Here is a 21,403-nt window from a genome sequence, read left to right as displayed (position 1 = left end):
CCTAGTTAGTCGGCATAGCAGCCGGCCAGAACCTGTTCTGCCGTTAAGCCGTCATTGACAAAGAACTCTCTGGTTTTCCCGTTGGCCATAATCAATACATGATCAACGACTTCCAGCACCTCCTTCAGATCCGAGGAAACAAAAACGACAGCATTTCCTTCCTCCGCTTTCCGGCGCAACAGCTTATGTATTTCCTGACGGGTCTTTACATCCACCGCCTGGCTCGGCTCGTCACAGAGCAGAACCTTAGGATTTGACATCAAAGCTTTGGCAAAAACAACCTTCTGCTGGTTTCCGCCGGAAAGCTGCAGAACCGGCTGCTTCGGACCTTCCGTCTTGATATTTAATTTATCTATTTGCCCTTCCGCGTCGCTGATTTCCTTCTTCTCATCAACGACTCCAAAGTGTGCATATCTGTCTATGGTTGATAATACGATATTTTGTTTTACATTGAGGGAGCCAACCAGCGCTTTCCCCCGTCTGTCCTCACAAATCAATACCATACCCTTCCGGAGGGAATTTGCAGGGGACGGTTTGCCAATGGGTGCGCCCTCCAGGGTGATTTTTCCACCGGCAACGGGTCGATATCCGTAGACGCATTCCAGCAGTTCTGTTCTGCCACTGCCGCCCAATCCGAAAATCCCAAGAATTTCACCTGCATGGACGGTAAAGCTTGCATCCTTCACGATGTTATCTTTTGAAGCAAGATGCTCCACATTTAATAGGACCTCTCCGAATTCTCCGGCCGTTTTCAATTTTTCACTCACCCAGTTATCCGTCATCATGGATATAATTTTCTCTTTATTTACCTCCGCAGTCTCTACCGTATTTACCAGTTGTCCATTTTTGAACACCGTAATGCGGTCGGTGAGACGGAATATCTCATCCATACGATGGGTTACATACAGAATGGAGGTACCCTTCTTTTTTAATTTACCGATAATTTCAAAAAGCATTTCTGATTCTCTGTCCGTAAGGGACGCAGTTGGTTCATCAAGGATCAGTAATTTACATTGGGTCATCATTGCCCGTACAATCTCAATCATGGTCTTTTGGGGAGGTGTCAGTAAGGCCGCAGGCAGTTCCAGATCGATGGAGACCCCCAAATCCGTCATGACCTCTTCCACTCGCTGTTTCATCTTTGCCCAGTTGACCGCTATACCGGCCTTTTTTTCATATTCAAGACCCAGATAGATATTTTCGATGCCACTGAAGGCCGGAATCAGATTTCGGTCCTGGTGGATGACATTGATGCCAAGGTCCCGGCTCTGACAGGGATTATGGATCTCGGCTGCTTTTCCATCCCAGAGAATTCCACCACTGTCCAAGGAATACACTCCTGTCAATATCTTGATCAGAGTGGATTTTCCGGCGCCGTTTTCTCCTACCAGGCCGAGGGTCTCCCCTTCCATAATCTCGAAATCGATATCCTTCAATGCATAGATACCGCCGAACTGTTTGCACAGTTTCTTAGTCTGCAAAAGCATTTTCTATCACTCCTATATGGAAGTAGGTTTCAGTCATGCCCAAAACCTACTTCGAAATTCAGCCTATTCTTTTGTTATAATGGACGCCGGTGCATATTGTTCACCTTTTGTGATTTCTTCACCATTGAACATCTTTGTCATCTCAGTCACGACAATGGTTGCCATTCCTTCGAAATTTTGCGCTACGGTGGCTTTCAGGTTGGTGCCCTGATTGATCATTTCCACAGCTTGGCTGTTTCCATCCACACCGACAACGATGACTTCACCTCTGCCGGCATCCTGTAATGCCTGAGTGGCGCCGATAGCCGGCTCATCCCATGCACACCATACGGCGGTGATGGAATCCTTGGCAGAATTGGATAGGATCAGATTCTCCATCACTTTTCTGGAATTTTCAATAGGTCCAGGTACTTCAATATGTTGTTCCGTGATTAATTTTATGTTGGGATAATTTTTGAGAATGTCGTCAAAGGCCGTACATCTCTTGGCAACGCCGGGATGCGGACGATGAGTAAGAGCGATTACCGTACCTTTTCCGCCCATCAGGTCGTCAAAGAGGTATTTGGTAATCAGTTCACCCATGGCAGCGTTATCGCTGGTAGCATTCACCATCATTCCGTCAACAAAGCCGCTGTCACAGCCAAATACAGGGATTCCGGCATCAAATGCGCTTTGCAGCTGAGTGGCCACCTGAGACGGGTCTGCACTGACAAGAACAATGGCATCAGCCTTTGCGGAAACAGTATCTTCGATTCTGCTTGCCAGCTGTGCAAAATCACCTTTGGTGTCCACTACCGTTACAACCATTCCCTGTTCTTCCATGCCTGCCTTCATTTCCTCTACCATCTGATTGGTGGTTACAGAGCTAAGATAAGGGGTAAGCAGCGAAACCTTTTTTCCTGCCGGTCCGCTCTCCTCGTCGGTTCCCGTTGAGGAAGGCGTGCCGTTGCAGGCTGCCATTGACAAAACTAAAAGACCTGTTACTGCTAACATTAATAATTTTTTCATTTTTTCCTCCTCATTCAATGATTTATTCTGCTATTACACGAGCCGTATCCAAATCGGTGATAAAAACATCAAGATACCCGCTCGACAATGCCGCTCTAATGGATTCTACCTTGCTTCTTCCGGCTGCCAGGGCTATGGTCCTGGATTTTTTCAGTTGATCCAGAGTCAGCCCGATGGTTCGTTCATTCAGTTCCGTATTGATAATGTTTCCCTGTGCGTCCAAGTAGGAGGTACAGACCGAAGCTACCGCTTTTGCATCTTTCAGCCGCTGTATGTCCTCATTATCCAGGGTTCCTGCCTTTACGTTAGTGGCATCCATGTTAATCTGTCCTATCCCTACGATGACCACATCACAGGCGGCTCCCTTCTGTAACACAGAAGCAATTTCCGGTTCCTGAATGAGAATATCTCTGGATTGCCTGCTTTGTACGATAATAGGCGCATTCAGGATATAGCAGCTGCCGCCGGAGCACTCGGAAAACCGCTGGGCAATGGCATTAGCATGCCAATTTACGCTTGTGGATCCCATACCGCCCACCAGAGATACAAATTCCAGGCCTCGCCTGTTTAAATGTTTGATGGCCCAGACCAGACTGCTTATGGTTTGTCCGCTCATAACACCGACCCGGTTGTGGTCCATGATATAGGCATCGATGCATTCCGCAGCCATGCGTCCGAATTCATCGAGATCATTTTCCTGTTCCCCTGTCTTTCCGGTATTCAGTACCAGTGCATCCTTGAGTCCATATCGTTCCATCAGAATCTTCTCCAGCCTTGTCTCATCCAGAAACGGATTGTTGATCTTAATTGTAACGACATTGTTCTCCCGTGCGTTGGAAAGGATCCGGCTGATCTGGGGACGGGAAATGCCCATCTGAGAAGATATTTCCTTTTGGCTTAGATTTTCTTCATAATATAACTGACAAACCTTCAGGGTCATTCTCATATTATCTGTAATTGCCATGAGTACCTCCGTTCGGACATTTGTTCAATGGTATAATTTTTGTTCAACTCAATAGTATCACCAAAATGTGCCACAGTAAATATATTTCTGCTTTGAATTTCCGGAAATTAATTTCAACCAGCAACCCCCTTGATGGCGGGTTGATTTCTCACACCTTGTATGCCTGCCGGATGCTCACACGGTATATCTTCGTAGAAACAAAAAGACAAACCCTACGCGCTTTTCAGCGTCAATCAGGTTTGTCTCGTTCCCTTTTAGCAATTCTCGAAAATCTGCATTAAATTTCAGGTTTGTCTTTTTTCGCTTTCATCCACCATCCGTCAAATGAGATATTTCAATCCGGTAATTGGAATATTTCTTCAACGGGCCTTTCAAGCAGCCTGGCAAGTTTCATGGCAAGCTCAAGCGTTGGATTATATTTATCATTTTCAATGGCATTGATGGTTTGGCGTGTTACTCCTAACGCAGCGGCCATGTCCTCCTGGCGTAATCCTCTTTCCTTACGCAGTTCCCTGATCTTGTTTTTCATACAGATTCACCTAACGGAAGAAGAACAAAAGCAGAGCCCCGGCAGCTAAAAAAATGACGGTACAAGCCAGCCACAACAATAAATTTGTCCTTCCGCGATCGTCACCTGCCCGTTGTGTCAGGATCTGCTGGGCAATAAAGAAGACCATATTCTGACTGACCAACAGCAACACCGGAATATTGATACTGTTGCCCTGGACAAATTCATAGATCATCCATAGAGCAAGAATCAGTATCATATAACTCCAGGACCATTTTATAGCCTGCAGCGTAATACTCAATTCCATTTCGTCCATTTTTTTCATATAAAATTCCCCCTTCGAAATGTAAAATACTTTTGACATTATAATAATTCGGTTCCGTATAAATGTCAAGAACTTTTTACATTTTCCCAAGAGGGAAAAAGATCATCGGCAGAGAATTTTCTTGACTTGAATTGCTGATTTCAGAATCATGCCGTGAATCTTTTATGAATCGATTTTAGGCTGTACAGGCAGGTCGATTCGAATGGGTTTTTCCAGAACAATTTTAGGTGTAAGGGTTCTTTGCAAAATCACTTTTCCGTTATCGGGAGGTGTCAGCACAACCCTCGTTTCCATGAAGGAATCGATATTCGAAAAGCCCATCTCCTGAAGATCATAGACGTTGCCCTCTTCATCCTGATACTCCGGACTGAACATCCCAAAATTATCATCTTCAGAAACCCTTGTTGTAAAAGTAAGAGATGCAGTTCCCTGTTTTTTCGTTACTTCTGTTAACATCGACCCATGAATGGCCGGGGTTATCGTCTTATGATTGATATCTACCGTAACATATTCTTCTTGTTTATCCAATAACCGAATTGCCTGAATCAGCAGTGTCCGGGAGCCGGGAGGATCAAAATAATCCGATTCGATAAACACGCTCATATGAATGTCATCGCTTGTGGCACTTAGTCCGTTGTTTCCTTTCAAAAAGATTTCCCTATCCTTCTCAACAGACAATTCCAAGCCTTTTATCCAGGCTGTGTTTTCTTCCGGGAACGTAAAGGATACCTCAGTCCCCGTAGGGTATACCTTCATCTCTTCAACAGTTAGGCTTTGACCCTCTATGATATAATCTTTGTGGAGTTCATGAACCATAGGTTCGGCAAATTCGCCGAAATGCAATTGGAAAGTAAAGGTCCCAATTTTTTTCGAGCTTTGTTTGGATTCCATTTCGGAAGGCGCTCCCATAGATTCCCCAATCGGAGAGTCCCCAGGAACCTCTGCTTCCAAATTGACGCTTAGTTCTACAAATTCGGGAAGTGTCCCTTCGGAAAAATGATAACTCTGTTGAATAAATCCATTATTTTCGTTCCTTCCTTCTGCAGATAAAGACGATGTTATACAACTGAATCCTGCTATTCTTTCGCCGGAAACTCCGTCTCTCATCTCCAGCAGATTGATCTGTACCCATTCGTCCGCTTCCAGTTTCAATTCTTCAGGCAACTGGAAAAAGAGCACCAGATTTCTTTCATCCGCAATGACATAAGGCAGCAGTAATTGTTCCTGTCCATCCCAGGCACTCAGGTCAACTTTCTGTACATAGTCGTTTTCGATAGCATTGCTTAAGCTTTTATCAAATTTTACAAACACCGCAAGTTTGCCGATCAGAGGGATCTCGGATATGCTGCCGGCAACTGCCGTACTGGTGTTGACCAGTATCACAAAGATAAATACCGCAGCTACAGCGGACAAGGTGCTGTAAAATACCCTCCTTTTCCTGGTATGCTTTCCGATTCGCTTCCCAATTCTATTTTCTACTTCTGACAGTCCTTCCGGATATTGAGAGGATTCTGCTAAAAATTCTTCCCAATCTTCTCTGTTATTTTCCATTTGCCAGTCCTCCTTCCTCCTCATCAAGCGCAACTCGCAATATGCCCAATGCCTTTCTGGAGCGGGTTGACACCGTACCTTCCGGTAATTCTAAAAGTTTAGCCGTGTCTGCGATGGTATAACCGCCGAAATACCGAAGGACAATGACCTTTCTTAAGTCCTCAGGCAAATCCTGTACGGCCTGTTTTAAAGGGAGCGCAGCCTCGGCTGTAAAAAAATCCGCTTTTTCCGGTGGCTCTTCCATGGTTACTTCACGCTTATTCCGCCGCAAAATCCGATAGCATTCATTGATCAGAATTCTGGTAAGCCATGTTTTAAGAAAGTTTGGATCCCGTAATTCTTTTCTATGCAGATATCCCAGATATACAGCCTCATCCACAGCATCCAGTGCCTTTGCTTCCTCGCTCAGGTATCCAAATGCGATCCGGTACATGGTTGTTTTATATTCTGTTATAAAGGAGATATAAGATTTTTTGCTGATTCTTTTCATTTCCGATAATTCCATACCTGTATTCCTTTCTATCTATTAGAGAAAATGGAAAGGGATTTTCATTTTTGTAATTAATAAAATGTAAAAATAAATGAAATGAATGAAAGGATAAATAAAGAAAAAAACGGCAGAAATGACCCCATAAGAAAAAGGAAACCAGTTTGGAAGTAACACTGATTTCCTAATAATCCTACTTTGTCAATTGCTCTGCTGCCGAACCGCTGCTGATTAGCGCCTGATCAATGAGGGAGGTCAGAACTTCCACCCCTTTAGGCAGAAGGTGCACCCCATCCGGCGAGAAATATTCAGGGTGATTGATCGCTTCCGAATACCAGTCGATTAATGTTATATTTTCTTTTTCCATGGCTTTTTTCGCTAAGGCTTCGTTGACCTTGAATTCCCAGGGTCGCGGCACGCGTATATTCACCAGATAAACAGGTGATTCTGAAAAAGATTCCAGCAGGCTGTTTAACTGTTCTTCTGTAAAATAGCCATTTGTTCCAAGCTCGATAATGACAGCTTTATCGGGATCGTTGAATGACGCATATCCGGGGGCTAATTCAACGGCTTGCGACATTTGCCTTCCAACCTTGCCGTCTATGGTGATATTGCTGTATTTTTGATTCAAACTGGAAGAAATGCCGATCATAACGGAATCGCCTATAGCCAATATTTCTTCATATTGATTGATGGAAGGGGAATTCCGATTTTCATTGGTACCGAAATGAATACCGGATGGCTTTCCAAGGCCTCCGTCATCTTTTCCTTCTTTCTCTTCGGCCGGTACGGTGACCTCACCATTTTCATAAACAGCATCATTCTCCTGAATTGCGGAATGGTCCCCGCCTTCCGATTCTTCCTGCTTTTCATCAGAATCCTTGCCGGTATCCGCAAGGATAGAGGAATCCGTTGCCTTTCCTGTGATCATTTCGTCCGGAAATGCTCCGGCTTCTTTTGCAGGCACATCGCTATATGCCAGCCCCGTGACCCCTACAACAAGAATCAAAATAATAAAGGAAGCCAACGTGGTTGAAATTCTTCTGGCCAAAGGTCCTTTCCATACAATCGTATCTCTGGTTAACAGATTTTTGAGATATCCTTTTAATCCCAATCTTCTGACAGGCATTTCTATGAAGCGGTAGGAAAGCTCCGCAATGGCAAAGGTAACAAGCAGCTGTACTGTAACCCGCCAATAAGCCGGATGCCCGATTTCATAAACAGGAGTGCTCAATACGATTACGGGATAATGCCACAGATAAATTCCATAGGATCTTGTCCCCATCCAGCGCAAAGGCTTCCATGAGAAAAGGCGTCCCAGAAGACTTCCGGAATGACAGACACAGGCAATGAGCAGTGCCGAATTGAAGCAAAAGAGTAACAGACCGCCCCGATAAGGAAACTGCTGGTATTCATCCACAAAATAGACACTAAGCAAAAAGATAGTAAAAGCGGCTATGCCCGCCAGATTCAGCAGGTTTCTTCGGCCATTGGAAACAGAGACCGCAGCAAGCTTTTTCATAGGAAACAGAATCGCCAGAAAACAACCGATCAGCAATTCAAAGGACCGGGTGTCTGTCCCATAATAGACCCGGCTGGGGTCGGTTCCCGGCTCAAACAGCAACCCCATGAGCCCTGCAGAGCAGAAAGCTAAGAACAAGACGAGTACGGACATCCTGCCCCGTTTCTTCAAAAGTTTTATGCCGGCCGCCAATATCATGGGCCACAGCAAATAAAACTGTTCTTCTATCGCTAAAGACCAGAGATTTTTTAACGGAGAAAGGGAGCCGAAGCTATCAAAGTAGGATAGCTTATGAAAAATAAACCACCAATTGCTTGTATAAAAAATCGACGAAATGGCATCGCCCTGTACGGTATGTAATAAATCCTGACGAAACAGCATCACCCAGGTAAACGTAGAAATAATCATCACATAGGCAGCAGGAAGGAGGCGTCGAATACGTCCGATCCAAAATTCGCGTAGTTTTATATTCAATTCATTCTCTTGATGTGGCAGCATAATGGATGTGATCAAATAACCTGAAAGGACAAAGAAAATATCCACTCCCAGAAAACCGCCTCTGGCCCAGCTGAAGCCAAAATGATACACAAAGACGGCGAGTACGGCAAAAGCACGGAGTCCATCCAATCCGGCAATATAACCCTCATTTTGCGAATTCTTTAACATGAAAATTCCAGCTCCTTCTATTCTGACCTGACATTGTTGATACTGTTTAATGCTTGTACTCTTTTAGACGCCAAAAAGTTAGAAAAGGTTTCTACTAATTTATTCTATTATATATAATTTCATGATAAATTTTTATATCTTTATGATTACAAATTTCAATAAAAAAAAGTGGCTTCGCCACTTCCGCCAGGGATATTTCCGATCAGATCAGATGAATAGAGCGAATAAGGAAATCAAAGATCTCTATTCGCTCCGATCTCAGTGCTCAAGTTTCCAGCTCGAGTCTTACCATATCCAAAAATTCCTCCCATCTTCCGGAATTCAGCAAATTGCTTGGGCAATTTTTCCCGGAAAAATCGTGATGTGTCTTTACAGCACTGATGTCCAGATCGTATGCTTTCAGCAGCATGGCAGTCAGCTTCGCCGTGTTTTTCAGTGTCTGCTCATAATCGTTCTCCGGGTTGATGCACATCTCAATACCGATTCCGTTTGCATTGCCTCCGTCTTTCTTTAAACCGTCTCCTGCATGGAAAGCGATTTCATTGTCCGGGATATGGTAATAAATTTCTTTATCATCAACGGTGTAATGCCAGGACTTTTTCTGACTGTTTTCCTGGGTATGCAGATAATTATTGTGGGAAGCCGCGTCTGCGTTGCTCCCGGCATTGCCGGTTTCATGAATCACGATATATTTGATTTTTCTTTCTTTTCCGGGCCTTTCCATTGTGTTTACCGATACAAAATCAGTAATGACCGGTATGGAGTCTACCACCGTTACCCCTTCTCTAAGAGCCGTCGGACGATTGGCCTGCATGTGAAAGAATACCGGTACAAAGACAACCGTGAGAAAGAGTACGGTGATCAGTATGAAAATCATTCGTTGTTTTCGCTGTTTCCTTCTTCTATTGATACGTCTGATTGTTGTCTCCGATATCGAACCATTTGTATACGCTTCCCGTATGTCATAAACCTTGTTGGACCTCTTTCTGATTAACATGTTATTACCCCTTTAGCCTTTATCTCATCTCTGATATCCCAATCTCCGCATCCCCTCATTCAACCATTATAGCAAATTTTTATTTTTGTGTCAGCCCCGTCATCAGGTTATGGAACTCCGTAAAGTTGGTGATCATCACATAATTAAGAAACAGAATGTCATTGATCTGATTTTCCCCGATGAATTCAAGGATATTTTGCTCAAACTGCCTTGGGTCAACGATATAAATTTCTTTATAATGGGGAATTAAGAACGGCACGAAGGCATTTCCATAGGAATCCTTGATTACAAGGATCTTCCTGTCTGATTCGGAACCCGTGACGATTTTACCCAGAGGTCGGTCTCCGCTTAAAAACAGCCGGTATTTATTTTGTTTTTTTGCCTGTTTCAAATCCAGAAGATCCCACTCTTCATAGGTTGAATAACAGATATAATAGGTGTAATCAACGGGGGGCAGATAGTAAATGATTTTATCAGGATTTGCGGCAACCCTTTCACTCAGGGTAATCGAATAGGTTGATCCCAAATAACCCTCTGCATAACCCGTACGGAACTGGTCCAGCTCTGTTGGAATCTGCCCGGCTGCTCTGGCAAAGCTTCGATAGGCATAATAGGCTCCGAGTGCAGTCCAGTGATGGTCGGATCTGAAATACAGATATTTGTCTTTGTTTTGTTCTATCTCGTCATAGGCCATGATGGGTATGATTCCGGGTGCAAGCCTGTTATTCACGTATTCAATGCCATCTCTCTGGGAGTCTGATAATTCTCTGTAACGCTCATCCTCAATAAATTCTATTTGGGTAGGTGCCAGCAGGGAGTAAATATTGATGCTGCTGTCCAAAAGATCACGGTATAAATTGATTGCCCGAGCATAACTGTCTGCACCGGCTGCCGAAAATTTGTAAACCTCCATGGCTCGATCTCCGTAAATCAGCATTCCTCCGCGAAGGCTGTTCACCTCTTTGCTGCTATCGGTCAGTTCCGACTCCGGTATTTCCTTTTCCGGTACCTCCCCTTCCGGTGCCTCCCTTTCTGGTGTCTCCGTCTTGCTCCCGGCCCCCGCACCTTCTACGTCATTTGGTACATTGATACCGGCATCCGGATAGTCACCAGCTGCTGTTTCTGCTGCATTGGCTCCCGCGTATTGGATGATTTCAACAGATTCTCCCATCTTAAATCCGTAGAGATCTTTTACACGATTGGCGATGGTGATAAAGCGGTCCCTGAAAATAAAAGCATCGGAAAAGAACAAATCAAATTCTTTCAGATAGTCTCCGGCTAAAAATCTCTCCCTCGTAAAAGCAGGCATCGCTTTCAGGTTTCTGTTTTCCAGTTCGGATACCGTCGGCCTATCCGGCAGAACAAGATTCAATATACCGAATCCAAAAATAACAGAGGCGGCCAGCAGGACATTGAGAATACTCTTTTTCATATCATCACCCTCTTTATGCCCTTCATTTAAAATCTAAAATATAAAAACGGATTGTATGTTTGGCCCACTAAAAGGGCTGTGGATACTAAGAGAAAACCGGCATTGAGAATCGGCTTTGCCAGTCCTTCATAAAAACCATAGATTTTTCTGTGATGCTCCAATTTCTTTGAAATATAATGATTGATCTGTTTCACGACAGGCGTACAGCCGATCACGGCCAAGATAATGAAAAGATAATAATTTGAAACTTGTATGGTAAGCTCCGTATTGCTGAATTTTACCCCGCCCAGACCCCAGAATGCCTTCATAAAGCCAAGCCATTGCGTCAGATCTGTGTAATAGAAAATGCTCCACCCAATGAGCGTAAGGAAGATAAAATAAATTCTTGAGAGCAGGAAAGTATGCTGAAGCCACTTGTTCAGCAGATATTTTTCAAGGATAATAAAGAATCCGTAGTAGAGGCCCCAAAAAATAAAATTCCAGCTTGCCCCGTGCCATAAGCCTGTCAGGAACCAGACAACGATGATATTTCTCATCTGAAACTGATATTTTCCTCCAAGTGGGATATAAACATAATCCCTGAAAAAGCTCCCCAGAGAAATGTGCCATCTTCTCCAAAACTCGGCAGCCGATTTTGATATATAAGGGTAATTGAAATTTTCTTTATACGTGAAACCGAATATTTTTCCCAGACCGATTGCCATATCCGAATATCCCGAAAAATCATAATAGATCTGGATGGCAAAAAGTAAAATTCCGAACCAGGCACCGAGTACGGTGAATTGCCCGAATTCGCTCTGCAGAAAGGATGAGGCGAGATTTCCGGCGGTATTGGCTATAATGGCTTTTTTGGCAAGTCCGATCATAAATCTGGCAGCACCTTCGCTGACAGCTGTCAGCGACATGCTTCTGTTTTCGATCTCTTCGGCGATATCCCGATAACGTACAATGGGTCCTGCAACAAGCTGGGGGAACAAGGCCACATACAGAAGCAGCTTGTGGAAGGATTTTTGCACCTCAACTTCTCCGCGATATACATCAATGACATAGGAAAGGGCCTGAAACGTATAAAAGGAAATGCCGATAGGCAAAGAAAACTCAAGAATGTGAATATTCGATCCCAGCAAGTGATTGAGATTCTCAACTGTAAAACCCGAATACTTAAAGTAAAACAGGATCAGTAGATTTGAGACGACGGCGCATGACAATGCCGCCTTTGATTGCCTAAGGCCTTTGTATTGATCGATAATTTTGGCAGCAAAGTAGTCGATCCAGGTGGTAAGAACCAGCAGTAAAACCCACACCGGCTCCCCCCAGGCATAGAAAATCAAAGAAGAAATAATTAAAATATAATTGCGGTAAGCTTTACCTTTGTAAATAAAGTAGAGAAACAAGGTGACAGGTAAAAAAGCATAGATAAAAAACAAGCTGGAAAAAACCATAAGATCCTCCTGTTGCGTTTTCTTCTTTATCCTGATTTCGTCAAATGTTTCGTATTTTCTTTCAGAATTGGTTCGTTCCTTTTTATGAGGAAATTATCTGCCGAAAAACCTTTTTATTTCGATTTCCGCATTTTCTGTGGAATCAGAGCCATGTATCACATTTTCCGTGGTGGATTTTGCATAATCCCCCCGGATGGTTCCGGCAGCGGCATCCTCAAACTTTGTGGCACCTATCAAAATCCGCATTCCCTGCACTGCGTTGTCTCCTTCTACGATCATTCCCCATACGGGACCTGACGTCATGTAGCTTACCAAGTCCGGAAAAAAAGGCTTGTCGGCAATATGGGCATAATGCTCTCTCAGAATATCCTGGTCCAGATTCATGACCCTTATATCGGCAATGCGATACCCCTTAGCCTCTATTCTATCAATAATACGTCCTGCCAATTTCCTGGTTATCGCATCCGGTTTCAGCATAATATAAGTTCTTTCCACTTTTTACCCTCCTGGCAATTACTATAAAATTATGTAAAGCACCTTTTGCTTTTCATCTGGTAATCTGGGTTATCGGAACCACCTTTTGGTTTACCTATATTTTACGCCCATCTAATAAATATTTTTCCTGATTTTATTATAATAATCCAAAATACTTCTTTCGTACTCCTCTTCCATCAGTTTTGAAGAAAGCAGAAAATTTGCCGTAGACTGGTTCATGGCAACAGGAATATCATATAAAACTGCGATTCTCAGCAGCGCTTTTACATCGGGATCATGTGGCTGGGTGGTTAACGGATCCCAGAAAAACAGCATAAAATCCACTTCACCATTGGAAATCATCGCACCTATCTGCTGATCCCCTCCCAAGGGGCCGCTCTTATAGGCCTTGACCGGCAGTCCCGTTTCCTCTGAAATCAGCTTGGCTGTAGTACCGGTTCCACAAAGAAACTGTCTGCTAAGTATTTCAACATTATTTTTCGCCCATTCCACCAAATCTTGTTTTCTGTTGTCATGGGCAATTAATGCAATATGTTTTTGTTTTCCGATTTTGTTCATCATAAACCTCTTTTTTCTTTATGCAATAAAATGCAATCCAGTATTACTTCTATCATGGCTCTTCTTCGTAGAAGATTATACCTAACTTTGAAAACCGATGCAAGAATAACACTGTTAAAAGAGCGGAAGTCAGTCAGAATTCTTTTGCAAATGCATGTAAAGCAGCAAAAGGGTGTTGATAAGGAACCCGCCAAGCAGCAGCACCGCAAACAGGAAATGCTGCCGTAAAGAATTAAAATACCGATAGAATGATGAAAAAGGCTCATAGCCCATGATGGAAATCAGATCCCCTGCCTCTAAAACATATCCGATAAAGCCGATAGAGAGCTTCAGGAGCAACCCGAATAGAAGCAACACGGCAAGAAGCAGTAAAGCAGCCTTGACCGCGTCTTTTCTGTTATTCCTGAGCAGTTCACTCAGATAATGATGCTTTAATTGTTCTTGAAATACTTTTATTTTTTTCTTTAAAAAAAGATACATATGATGCAGAACCGCAATAGAAGCAGCTGCCAATGCCAATTTCAGTGCACCGGCAGACATATCCCCGATGAAATCCGCAAGCTTTCCTAGATTGATAAAGCGGTACCGGCTTTCCGATACGCCCAGGGATTTGCATTCATTTTTAATATGCTCCTCTGAAAGACCGCCCTTCGCCTGCACGATAAAAGAGGATGGATTTCTGCCGGAGCAGACAGCAGGAATATAAATATTGGATCGATCTTCATCGTGATCATCCATAACTCCAACTACGGTAAATTTCTCTTTTCCGATGAGTATTTCAGTGCCGCAAACGTCAATGTTTCCAAAGAATTGATTCGCTGCAGTCTCATTCAGTACCGCTGATTTCTGTTTTTTATCCTGATTTTCCTTTGTAAAAAAGGAACCGTTAAGAATGTTATGATTCATGATATAGTGATAAGTATAATTGGTCTCCTTAACTGTTGCATCATAGTTTGCATGTAACGCGGATATGCGTCCATCCGTAAGAATTTCATAGGTAAGCAAAAAAGATTCACCATTGATTTCCTCCAGCTCCTCACTATTTATTTCGGAGGAAGTTCCCGTAATGGGCTCAATCAAAAGCAGCTCTCCGTAATCCATAGATTTCACCATAAACGTATGAAACAGCAATCCGACCAGCAAAAAAATGGCCAAGGCCCAGAGCAATACGCTTCCTTTAGTCTGCAAAGAAATCACCTTCATTTTCCAGTTTTACCGTTTCACCGTTGGAGAGCCCTTTATTGCTCAGAAGCACAACAGGTTCAAAAAAGGTAATGCCTTTCGAAATCACCGTATTTTCATGATCTTCGTCACCGATATAAACTCTCAGCTTTTCCACGTAAAACTCCTTTCCCAGCATGCCATCTCTTTGTTTTACCTGATAGAGGAAATACCCGTCACTGTCCATATTCAGCGCGCCATTAGGCACGAGGATGTGTGATTCCGCGCTTTCCTTCTCAAAGGTCACGTCAAAGGTCTCGCCTGCCGTCGCCTCTTCGGATTGTATGGCTATGGTGACTTCCTTCCCCTGATCCACTGGTGTCACCCTGGTAACAATACCGTCCAGCGTGTGGGATGAATTCTCCAGCTCGCAGGAATCCCCTGCAGAAACGAAATTATTGTCTAAAGATATGTTGCAGATCATCTCATATTGCTGAGCTTTGCCGCAGACTGCCACCAGCTGACTGCTTTTTATGATTTCTCCCTGATTGACAGCAATGTCAACAATGATGGAATCCTGTACCGCATAAACGATCAGCATATCTTGATCCAGATTTGCCAAACTATCCTGATAATCCAGCAGTATTTTTTCTTTTTTGTTATAAAGGGATTGCAGATTTCTAAGGGCTGTATCATATTGATTTTTGGCAATTGCCCCCTCTCTATAAAGGACTTCCAGCCTGCCCAGGTCTTCTTCCGCATTTTTGATTTCCTGCTCGAGCTGGCGGAGTTCATAAGACTTTTCCCTGCCGGCGGCAAGATCTTCTTTTGTCGGGGAAAGTCTCACCAACGGCTGCCCTTTTATTACAGGATCACCTTCCTCAACAAGGATCTCTTCCACTTTTCCGCCTGTTTCGGCGTATAGGTTCACCTTATCCGACCACTCCACAATTCCTTTGACCGTCTCGGATTTTTCCAGCTTCCCGTTTACCGGAGAAACCGCCGTGACAACGGGTAAATGATAGGTATAAATTGTTTTGGATGCAAAAATCAAAAGCAAAAGCAGGGTAAAAATCACCGTGCCTATGTTCTTTAGATTCCATACACTCCCTCTGCTTTTTCCGGAATTTAATTTGGTTTGACTTAATTCACTCTTTTCATTCATGTGTCATTCTCCTATTGATTCAGCGACTACTTTATACCGGATAACTCTATGCCTTTTTCCAGATCTTTTTGGCCTAAGGCCAGAAACCAGAGAGGTAGAAACAGATACACCGCAGATGCAGCAAAAATGATTCCGATATTTCCTGCCGACATGCGGGAAAGAAATACGGAAAGAGGTTCCCGGTAGTATTCTTTAATAAAGATTACCACCTGTTCCACGATATTCCAGTATTCAATAAAGACCAGCATGGACAGTGCCGCAATGCCGGATTTCATCTGCGGGAGCACAACCTGCAGCAGCATATACCAATGACCTGCACCGTCCACCTGTGCCGCCTCGAAGTATTCCTTAGGCAGGCCTTTCATGTTCTGCCTCAGCAAAAACGTTCCAAAGGGAGCAAAAATTCCAGGTAAAATGATGGCCAGATAGCTTGTGGTCAGACCCAGTTTTTCTGCCACAATATAATTGGGTACCAGCACTGCCTGCAGCGGCATCATCATCACTACGATGTAGATGAAGAAGACGATTTCTTTATGTTTCCATTTCCAGATTGTAAAACCGTATGCGGTCAACAGGGAGACCATCAAGTTGCCTAAGACCACCGGTACGGTAATTTTCAAAGAGTTGGTCAGTAAAATTAAAAAGGACGGTTGGTTTATCAATACTTCGGCATATTGGGCTCCGGTTATCTCACTCGGTATCAACGTTATTTCAATAAATTTCTCCTTGATGCCGTTTAAAATATCAAATGCGGAAAGCTGGGTCGTATAATGCAGCAGGATTTCATTTTCCGTCATGAAAGAATTTGTAACGGTTACTGCAATCGGGAAGAGAAAAAGCACGCTCAATAAAATCAACACAGCCATGATCACAGAATTTGTATATCTGCTGCTCATACGCCTGCTGCTCCTATACCGGCGGGTCACAGGCCAGCGGATCATATCCTTTAGAGTCATATGCCTGCCCTCCTTTCAAAACGGAATAAAAACTGAACCATTAGAGCAATAATCAATACCAATACACAGGTAGCCGTCGTTAATTTTTGATAATTCAATGAAAAAAGCATGTTGTTCATAAAATGCTGCAGCATGTAAATGCTCTCATGGGGATAGCTGCCGGTAATCAGATAGATCTCTTTGAATACCTTAAAAGAATTAATCACGGACATAATGATCACCAATACAAACATAGGAATCAGGTTTGGCAAGGTGACGCAGAAAAACGTTTGTAAGGCTGAGGCGCCGTCCACAGCAGCGGCCTCATAGTACTCTTTGGGAATATTATGAAGCCCGGCCATAAACAAAACCATATTGTATCCCAGATTCTTCCAAATAAAGATTAAAACTACAACATATCGAACTGCTGATGTTTCAAACCAATGAACCCCTGACAGCCCTATGGAAGCCAGAACCCCATTGATATATCCGTCACTGACGAAGAGTGCTTTCCAGAAAAAAACCATGGAACCCGATGGAATGACCAGGGGTATGAGAAAAATAAGGGTAAACAGTTCCTTCTTTTTCTCAACCCGATGAATCAGCATAGCCACAATAAGAGCAAGCAGGATCCCTGCTGGAACGCTCATACCGATAAAAATCAAGGTATTTTTCAATCCCAGAAGATAGGGCTTGTTGTGGAATAAGTCTATAAAGTTTTTCAGTCCAACAAAGGTGCCGTTTACCGGTTTGTCTGCAAATGCGTACCATAGTGACAGGAGAAAGGGCCATAGATAAAACAGTGTCAGCCCCAAAAATCCCAGGATCAGAAACAAAATCCCGGGATCTTGCTGCAGTTTTTTCATTCTCATGTCCTCTTCTTTATTCATTCAAATATAGTTCTATCTTACTTTGCAAAGCATTGGCCACTTCCTCAGCCGTCTTGGATCCACTGAAATAATAGGCAGCTTCACTGTCAATCATGGAATTGATGGTTGTATCTTCTATTGGACAGTAATTCAGTGCATCCGACAGCTTCTCCGTCGTTTCCAGATATTGATCAAGCGCTTTTTGCTGTGATTCATTCAGTTCGTCGCTTGTATTCCCTTTGCCCTGCGCAAACAATTCGCCGGAAATTCCCATTTCCGCCTTTTCTTTGCGTGCCGTATTATGGACAGGCAGGCTGGTTCTGGAGAGCTGCAGTGAGGATTGCATCTCTTCACCCATCATATATTTGACAAAGGCCCAAGCCAGTGCTTTATTATCGGAATTGGCGTTGATGCCATAAGCTTGCGTATAGCTGAAATTCACGTTTCCATTCTTTCCTTGCAGGTTCCCGAGGGTTTTGTCATTGTCTTCGTTGCCGGCCGACATACTTCCGAAGGAAAGCATCATCTTCATGCCGGTTCCCTTTAATGCTTCCGTTAAAAGGGAGAACTGTTTCTTGGTTTTGTAGAAGAATTGCTCCGCTATATTCTTTTCCAGGTCGCCTAATTGAAACTGTGCAGAAGAGGAACTTGGCTTTAAGTAGCCCTTTTCATCGTATTCTTTAACGGTTTTTAAAAGTTCCGCAAAGCCACCGTCAGTAAAATGAACGGTTCTGTTTTCGATATCAATAAAGGCATCGTAGTTTTCCAGAAACAGTTCACTGAACATATTAGGCCTTTGCCCTGTATAGGCAGGCGCTCCGAATATTCTTTTTACCTCAGAGCCTTCCGCGTTTACATTTTTAAAGGGTTCTTTTGCAGCTTTGAAGAGCTGCTCGTAGGAAAAAGTGCTGTCGTTGTGCAGATCCTGCTCCTCTTCCTCCGTAAACAAAGAGCTGTCATAAGCCAGATACTGAAATTCATAATCCAGAGGCAAAACATATTGACCCCCTTTATATTGTAAGGCGTCGATGATATTTTCCCGGTAATCGCTTTTTCTGAAGCTGTCGTCATCATCCATATAGGCTTTCAGATCTTCCAGCTGCCCGCTGTCGGCGTATTTATAGTAAGGCAGGATGTCCATGGCCAGAACATCGGCACCTCCGCCTCCCATGAGCTCCGTATTTATTTTGTTGATATAATCCGATTTTTCCTGAGAGTCTTCTACTTTTTCCATCATCTGGATATTCTTCCCGCCGGATTGTGAAGTTTTGACTTCCGGCATAGCTGCAAAGGTTTCCACATTGATTGTGGTTCCGGGGTTTGCTGCTTCAAAAGATTTCGCCGCCATTTCAAGGAATTCTTTATAGGCCATCGTGTCATAACAGGAAACCGTAATTTCTCCGGACAGCTCCTGGCTGATTAATTGTTCTATAGAAGACTGTGCCGGCTGATCCGACTGGCCGCAGGCTGCAGCCGATAACATTACCGTAGCGACACATAGTATCGCAATCCATTTTTTCATAAGAAAAACCTCCCGTTTCATAGAGATATTTAAATTGTCTTCAGAAAGATTTTACCTGTTCAATCTGTACGGAATCTGAATGCAGTCTGTAGTTTTTCTGTAGGCTTCGATAAAAAAGGGAAAGAGTCCCCTCAAATATCGGATTGAAATCCGTTATTTGAGGGGACTCTTCCTAACGAACTGTCTTTCGAGTTATGTTCTACTTCTTTTTATGAGCGGCAGTTCAAGTTATGAGCGGCAGTTCAAGCCAAAAGACAACGTCTGCATCGCTATTTTCAAGGGCAAAAGGAGTATCCATAGAATCCAGTATTTTTTTCACGATGGTGAGTCCAAGGCCGCTTCGTTCCTCCCTTCGGCTCCTGGCTTTATCGGTCCGGTAAAAGGGCTCGAATAGCTTGCCTCTTGTTTCCTCATCGATATGAGCATTCGTATTGAGAATGTGAAGACGAATCCGGTCGTTCTCCTTAACTTCACTCCAAATACGGATTTCTTCCCTTTCGGAAGAATTCTGGATCGCATTCATAATCAAATTTGACAAGACTCTGCCGAGCATTTTTTTATCGGTATGACAAAAAACCGTTTCCGGCACCCTGACGGTGATGGTTTGATTCTTTTTCTCGGCCAGGGTACTGTATTCAGGCAGCAGGGTATTGATAACGTATAATAAATTGACATCCTCTTTATGAGGTATGATTCGCTCGTCGGAAAGATTTACAATTTCCAGGATCTCAGAAATGATTCTGTTCTGGCTGTTCATCATGTTCAAGCATTCTCGCAGATATTTGGGATGATTGCCGTAATCGCCGATACCGGCCAGCATGCCTTCCAGCAGCGCCGAAGTGGCAGCGATGGGTGTTTTTAATTCATGAGATGCTGCTGAGAAGAAATATCTCTGGCTTTCCTCCATTTCCTTTTTGCGTTCGATCTCATCTTCCAGCTTTGAAATGGCAGCTTTAAGCTTTTCGTACATATTATATACATCACCGGCCAATTGACCCACCTCGTCCCGTCTGATCTCAGGCAGAGAAACAGACTCAAAGCTTGCCATTTTACGGGTATCCTCAGCCAATTTTCGGATAGGATTGGTGATTCCTCTGGCAAACAAAACAGCTCCGATAACGCTTGCAGCCAGCATAAGGGCGGCCGCAAAAATAGTTTTGTTGATTAACTCCCGGTAAGAGCTCGGACCTCCTGCATTATAGGTGGCATGCAGCCGTAGATTATTTTTTGGCAATGCCATAACGATGGTATAGTTTTGTTTCGAAGGTGATTGATTTACCGATTCCGTATTGTAGATAATGTTACCGTCCTTTGTGGCAATGGTAAAGAAAAAAGACTGGTTTTTCTCATGGAATTCTTCTGCTTTTTTGATAATGTCATCAAGGTCTTCATTGGCCATGCTGATGGCTAACGGTTCAAAAACAGAATTCAGCTGCCGTATTTGCTGCTCGTCATAAAAAGCTTTAAATTGCTGTGCAAATACCAGCACTGTGACGATGATTGTCAGCAGCAGAAATAGCAGCGTATACAAAAAGACTTTTCCAAAAATTCCGAACCTCTGCATTACGTTTCCACCTCCAAGCGGTAGCCTATTCCCCTGACGGTTTTAATCATATTAACCGGCAATTTGCTTCGCAGATTTTTAATATGTGTATGAACCGTACTTTCATCACCATCGAATTCATACCCCCATATTTTTGTCAGCAGTGATTCATGTGAAATAACCTTTCCTTTATTTTGTGCAAGCAATAATAGAATTTCAAATTCTCTTAAGGTAAGGGAAATTTCCTGACCATCGTACAGGGTTTTATAGGACTCCGTATAGAGGATCAGGCTGCCTGCACGGATTTCTTTCTGCAAGGTGCCGCTGCGCCTGAGCAGTGCTTCTGCACGCTTTATCAGAATCTGCATGGAAAAGGGCTTTATCACATAATCATCCGCTTCCTGGTTAAAAGCTGCCAGCTGGCTCGCATCATCTGTCAAGGCAGTGATCATCAGTACCGGAGCGCTGCTTATTTTCCGAAGCTCTTTTAACAGGTCCAGCCCGCACATTCCAGGCAGCAAAATATCTAAAATGACCAGATGATAGTTTTTATCGTAAAACAGTTCCAAAGCTTGATCTCCATCGGAGGAAACATCGACCTGATAACCTTCATTCTGCAGAAATGTCTTCACCGTATTGCAAATATGTTCATCATCTTCAACTACCAAGATCTGAATATCCAAATAAAAATCACCCCTGCTATAGAGTACCACAGATATCTGTAGTTTGTCTGAAATTCACCCGCAAAATTCAGCTAAAAAAAACT

20 protein-coding genes are annotated in these 21,403 nt (G+C 43.4%); all 20 read right to left on the bottom strand.

Annotated elements, in window-relative coordinates; all coding sequences use genetic code 11:
• Nucleotides 1–5 precede the first annotated feature (5 nt).
• Nucleotides 6–1,487, bottom strand: coding sequence for a sugar ABC transporter ATP-binding protein (locus KCX82_RS17570; protein ID WP_227019807.1), 1,482 nt, complete (start codon nucleotides 1,485–1,487; stop codon nucleotides 6–8).
• Nucleotides 1,488–1,550: 63 nt separating this feature from the next.
• The gene (locus KCX82_RS17565) at nucleotides 1,551–2,495 is read right to left on the bottom strand and encodes a sugar ABC transporter substrate-binding protein (protein ID WP_227019806.1); all 945 of its coding nucleotides are present in this window, start codon (nucleotides 2,493–2,495) and stop codon (nucleotides 1,551–1,553) included.
• Nucleotides 2,496–2,517: 22 nt separating this feature from the next.
• Nucleotides 2,518–3,459, bottom strand: coding sequence for a sugar-binding transcriptional regulator (locus tag KCX82_RS17560; protein WP_227019805.1), 942 nt, complete (start codon nucleotides 3,457–3,459; stop codon nucleotides 2,518–2,520).
• Nucleotides 3,460–3,793: 334 nt separating this feature from the next.
• A complete protein-coding gene (locus KCX82_RS17555; protein ID WP_227019804.1) occupies nucleotides 3,794–3,988 on the bottom strand; it encodes a helix-turn-helix transcriptional regulator in 195 nt (64 codons plus the stop codon).
• A 10-nt stretch (nucleotides 3,989–3,998) separates the two neighbouring features.
• Nucleotides 3,999–4,292 carry a DUF6442 family protein gene (locus KCX82_RS17550; protein WP_227019803.1) on the bottom strand — a complete coding sequence of 98 codons (294 nt, stop codon included), beginning with the start codon at nucleotides 4,290–4,292 and terminating at the stop codon, nucleotides 3,999–4,001.
• 162 nt (nucleotides 4,293–4,454) lie between these two features.
• Complete coding sequence (locus KCX82_RS17545) at nucleotides 4,455–5,843, bottom strand: DUF4179 domain-containing protein (protein WP_227019802.1); 1,389 nt, start codon at nucleotides 5,841–5,843, stop codon at nucleotides 4,455–4,457.
• Nucleotides 5,833–6,333 (bottom strand): sigma-70 family RNA polymerase sigma factor, encoded by a 501-nt coding sequence (locus KCX82_RS17540; RefSeq protein WP_227019801.1) that lies wholly within the window; start codon nucleotides 6,331–6,333, stop codon nucleotides 5,833–5,835. Before KCX82_RS17540 ends, KCX82_RS17545 begins: the two co-directional genes overlap by 11 nt.
• Before the next feature lie 190 nt (nucleotides 6,334–6,523).
• Nucleotides 6,524–8,518, bottom strand: a complete 1,995-nt coding sequence (locus tag KCX82_RS17535) for an acyltransferase family protein (RefSeq protein WP_227019800.1) — start codon at nucleotides 8,516–8,518, stop codon at nucleotides 6,524–6,526.
• A gap of 265 nt (nucleotides 8,519–8,783) precedes the next feature.
• Nucleotides 8,784–9,515, bottom strand: coding sequence for a peptidoglycan recognition protein family protein (locus KCX82_RS17530; protein WP_227019799.1), 732 nt, complete (start codon nucleotides 9,513–9,515; stop codon nucleotides 8,784–8,786).
• Between the two features lie 79 nt (nucleotides 9,516–9,594).
• Entirely contained in the window at nucleotides 9,595–10,947 is a 1,353-nt protein-coding gene (locus tag KCX82_RS17525) for a DHHW family protein (protein ID WP_227019798.1), read from the bottom strand.
• A gap of 26 nt (nucleotides 10,948–10,973) precedes the next feature.
• Nucleotides 10,974–12,389, bottom strand: a complete 1,416-nt coding sequence (locus KCX82_RS17520; RefSeq protein ID WP_227019797.1) for an MBOAT family O-acyltransferase — start codon at nucleotides 12,387–12,389, stop codon at nucleotides 10,974–10,976.
• 93 nt (nucleotides 12,390–12,482) lie between these two features.
• Nucleotides 12,483–12,884 carry a nucleoside-diphosphate kinase gene (ndk, locus tag KCX82_RS17515; protein WP_227019796.1) on the bottom strand — a complete coding sequence of 134 codons (402 nt, stop codon included), beginning with the start codon at nucleotides 12,882–12,884 and terminating at the stop codon, nucleotides 12,483–12,485.
• A gap of 111 nt (nucleotides 12,885–12,995) precedes the next feature.
• Entirely contained in the window at nucleotides 12,996–13,442 is a 447-nt protein-coding gene (locus tag KCX82_RS17510) for a methylglyoxal synthase (RefSeq protein WP_465250676.1), read from the bottom strand.
• Between the two features lie 129 nt (nucleotides 13,443–13,571).
• On the bottom strand, nucleotides 13,572–14,630 hold the full coding sequence (locus tag KCX82_RS17505; protein ID WP_227019794.1) for an ABC transporter permease: 1,059 nt from the start codon (nucleotides 14,628–14,630) through the stop codon (nucleotides 13,572–13,574).
• Nucleotides 14,620–15,768 (bottom strand): efflux RND transporter periplasmic adaptor subunit, encoded by a 1,149-nt coding sequence (locus KCX82_RS17500; RefSeq protein WP_227019793.1) that lies wholly within the window; start codon nucleotides 15,766–15,768, stop codon nucleotides 14,620–14,622. The genes KCX82_RS17505 and KCX82_RS17500 overlap by 11 nt, the downstream gene beginning before the upstream one ends.
• 26 nt (nucleotides 15,769–15,794) lie before the next feature.
• Nucleotides 15,795–16,724, bottom strand: coding sequence for a carbohydrate ABC transporter permease (locus tag KCX82_RS17495; protein WP_227019792.1), 930 nt, complete (start codon nucleotides 16,722–16,724; stop codon nucleotides 15,795–15,797).
• Nucleotides 16,721–17,569 (bottom strand): carbohydrate ABC transporter permease, encoded by an 849-nt coding sequence (locus KCX82_RS17490; protein ID WP_227019791.1) that lies wholly within the window; start codon nucleotides 17,567–17,569, stop codon nucleotides 16,721–16,723. Before KCX82_RS17490 ends, KCX82_RS17495 begins: the two co-directional genes overlap by 4 nt.
• Nucleotides 17,570–17,585: 16 nt before the next feature.
• On the bottom strand, nucleotides 17,586–19,094 hold the full coding sequence (locus KCX82_RS17485; RefSeq protein ID WP_227019790.1) for an ABC transporter substrate-binding protein: 1,509 nt from the start codon (nucleotides 19,092–19,094) through the stop codon (nucleotides 17,586–17,588).
• Nucleotides 19,095–19,317: 223 nt separating this feature from the next.
• Nucleotides 19,318–20,658 (bottom strand): sensor histidine kinase, encoded by a 1,341-nt coding sequence (locus tag KCX82_RS17480; protein ID WP_227019789.1) that lies wholly within the window; start codon nucleotides 20,656–20,658, stop codon nucleotides 19,318–19,320.
• Nucleotides 20,658–21,320 carry a response regulator transcription factor gene (locus KCX82_RS17475; RefSeq protein WP_227019788.1) on the bottom strand — a complete coding sequence of 221 codons (663 nt, stop codon included), beginning with the start codon at nucleotides 21,318–21,320 and terminating at the stop codon, nucleotides 20,658–20,660. Before KCX82_RS17475 ends, KCX82_RS17480 begins: the two co-directional genes overlap by 1 nt.
• Between the last annotated feature and the right edge of the window lie 83 nt (nucleotides 21,321–21,403).

This window comes from Sinanaerobacter chloroacetimidivorans, assembly GCF_018128545.1.
GTDB lineage: Bacteria > Bacillota > Clostridia > Peptostreptococcales > Anaerovoracaceae > Sinanaerobacter > Sinanaerobacter chloroacetimidivorans.
Note: the sequence above shows the minus strand (reverse complement) of the source record. Positions and strands in the feature narration are given on the sequence as shown.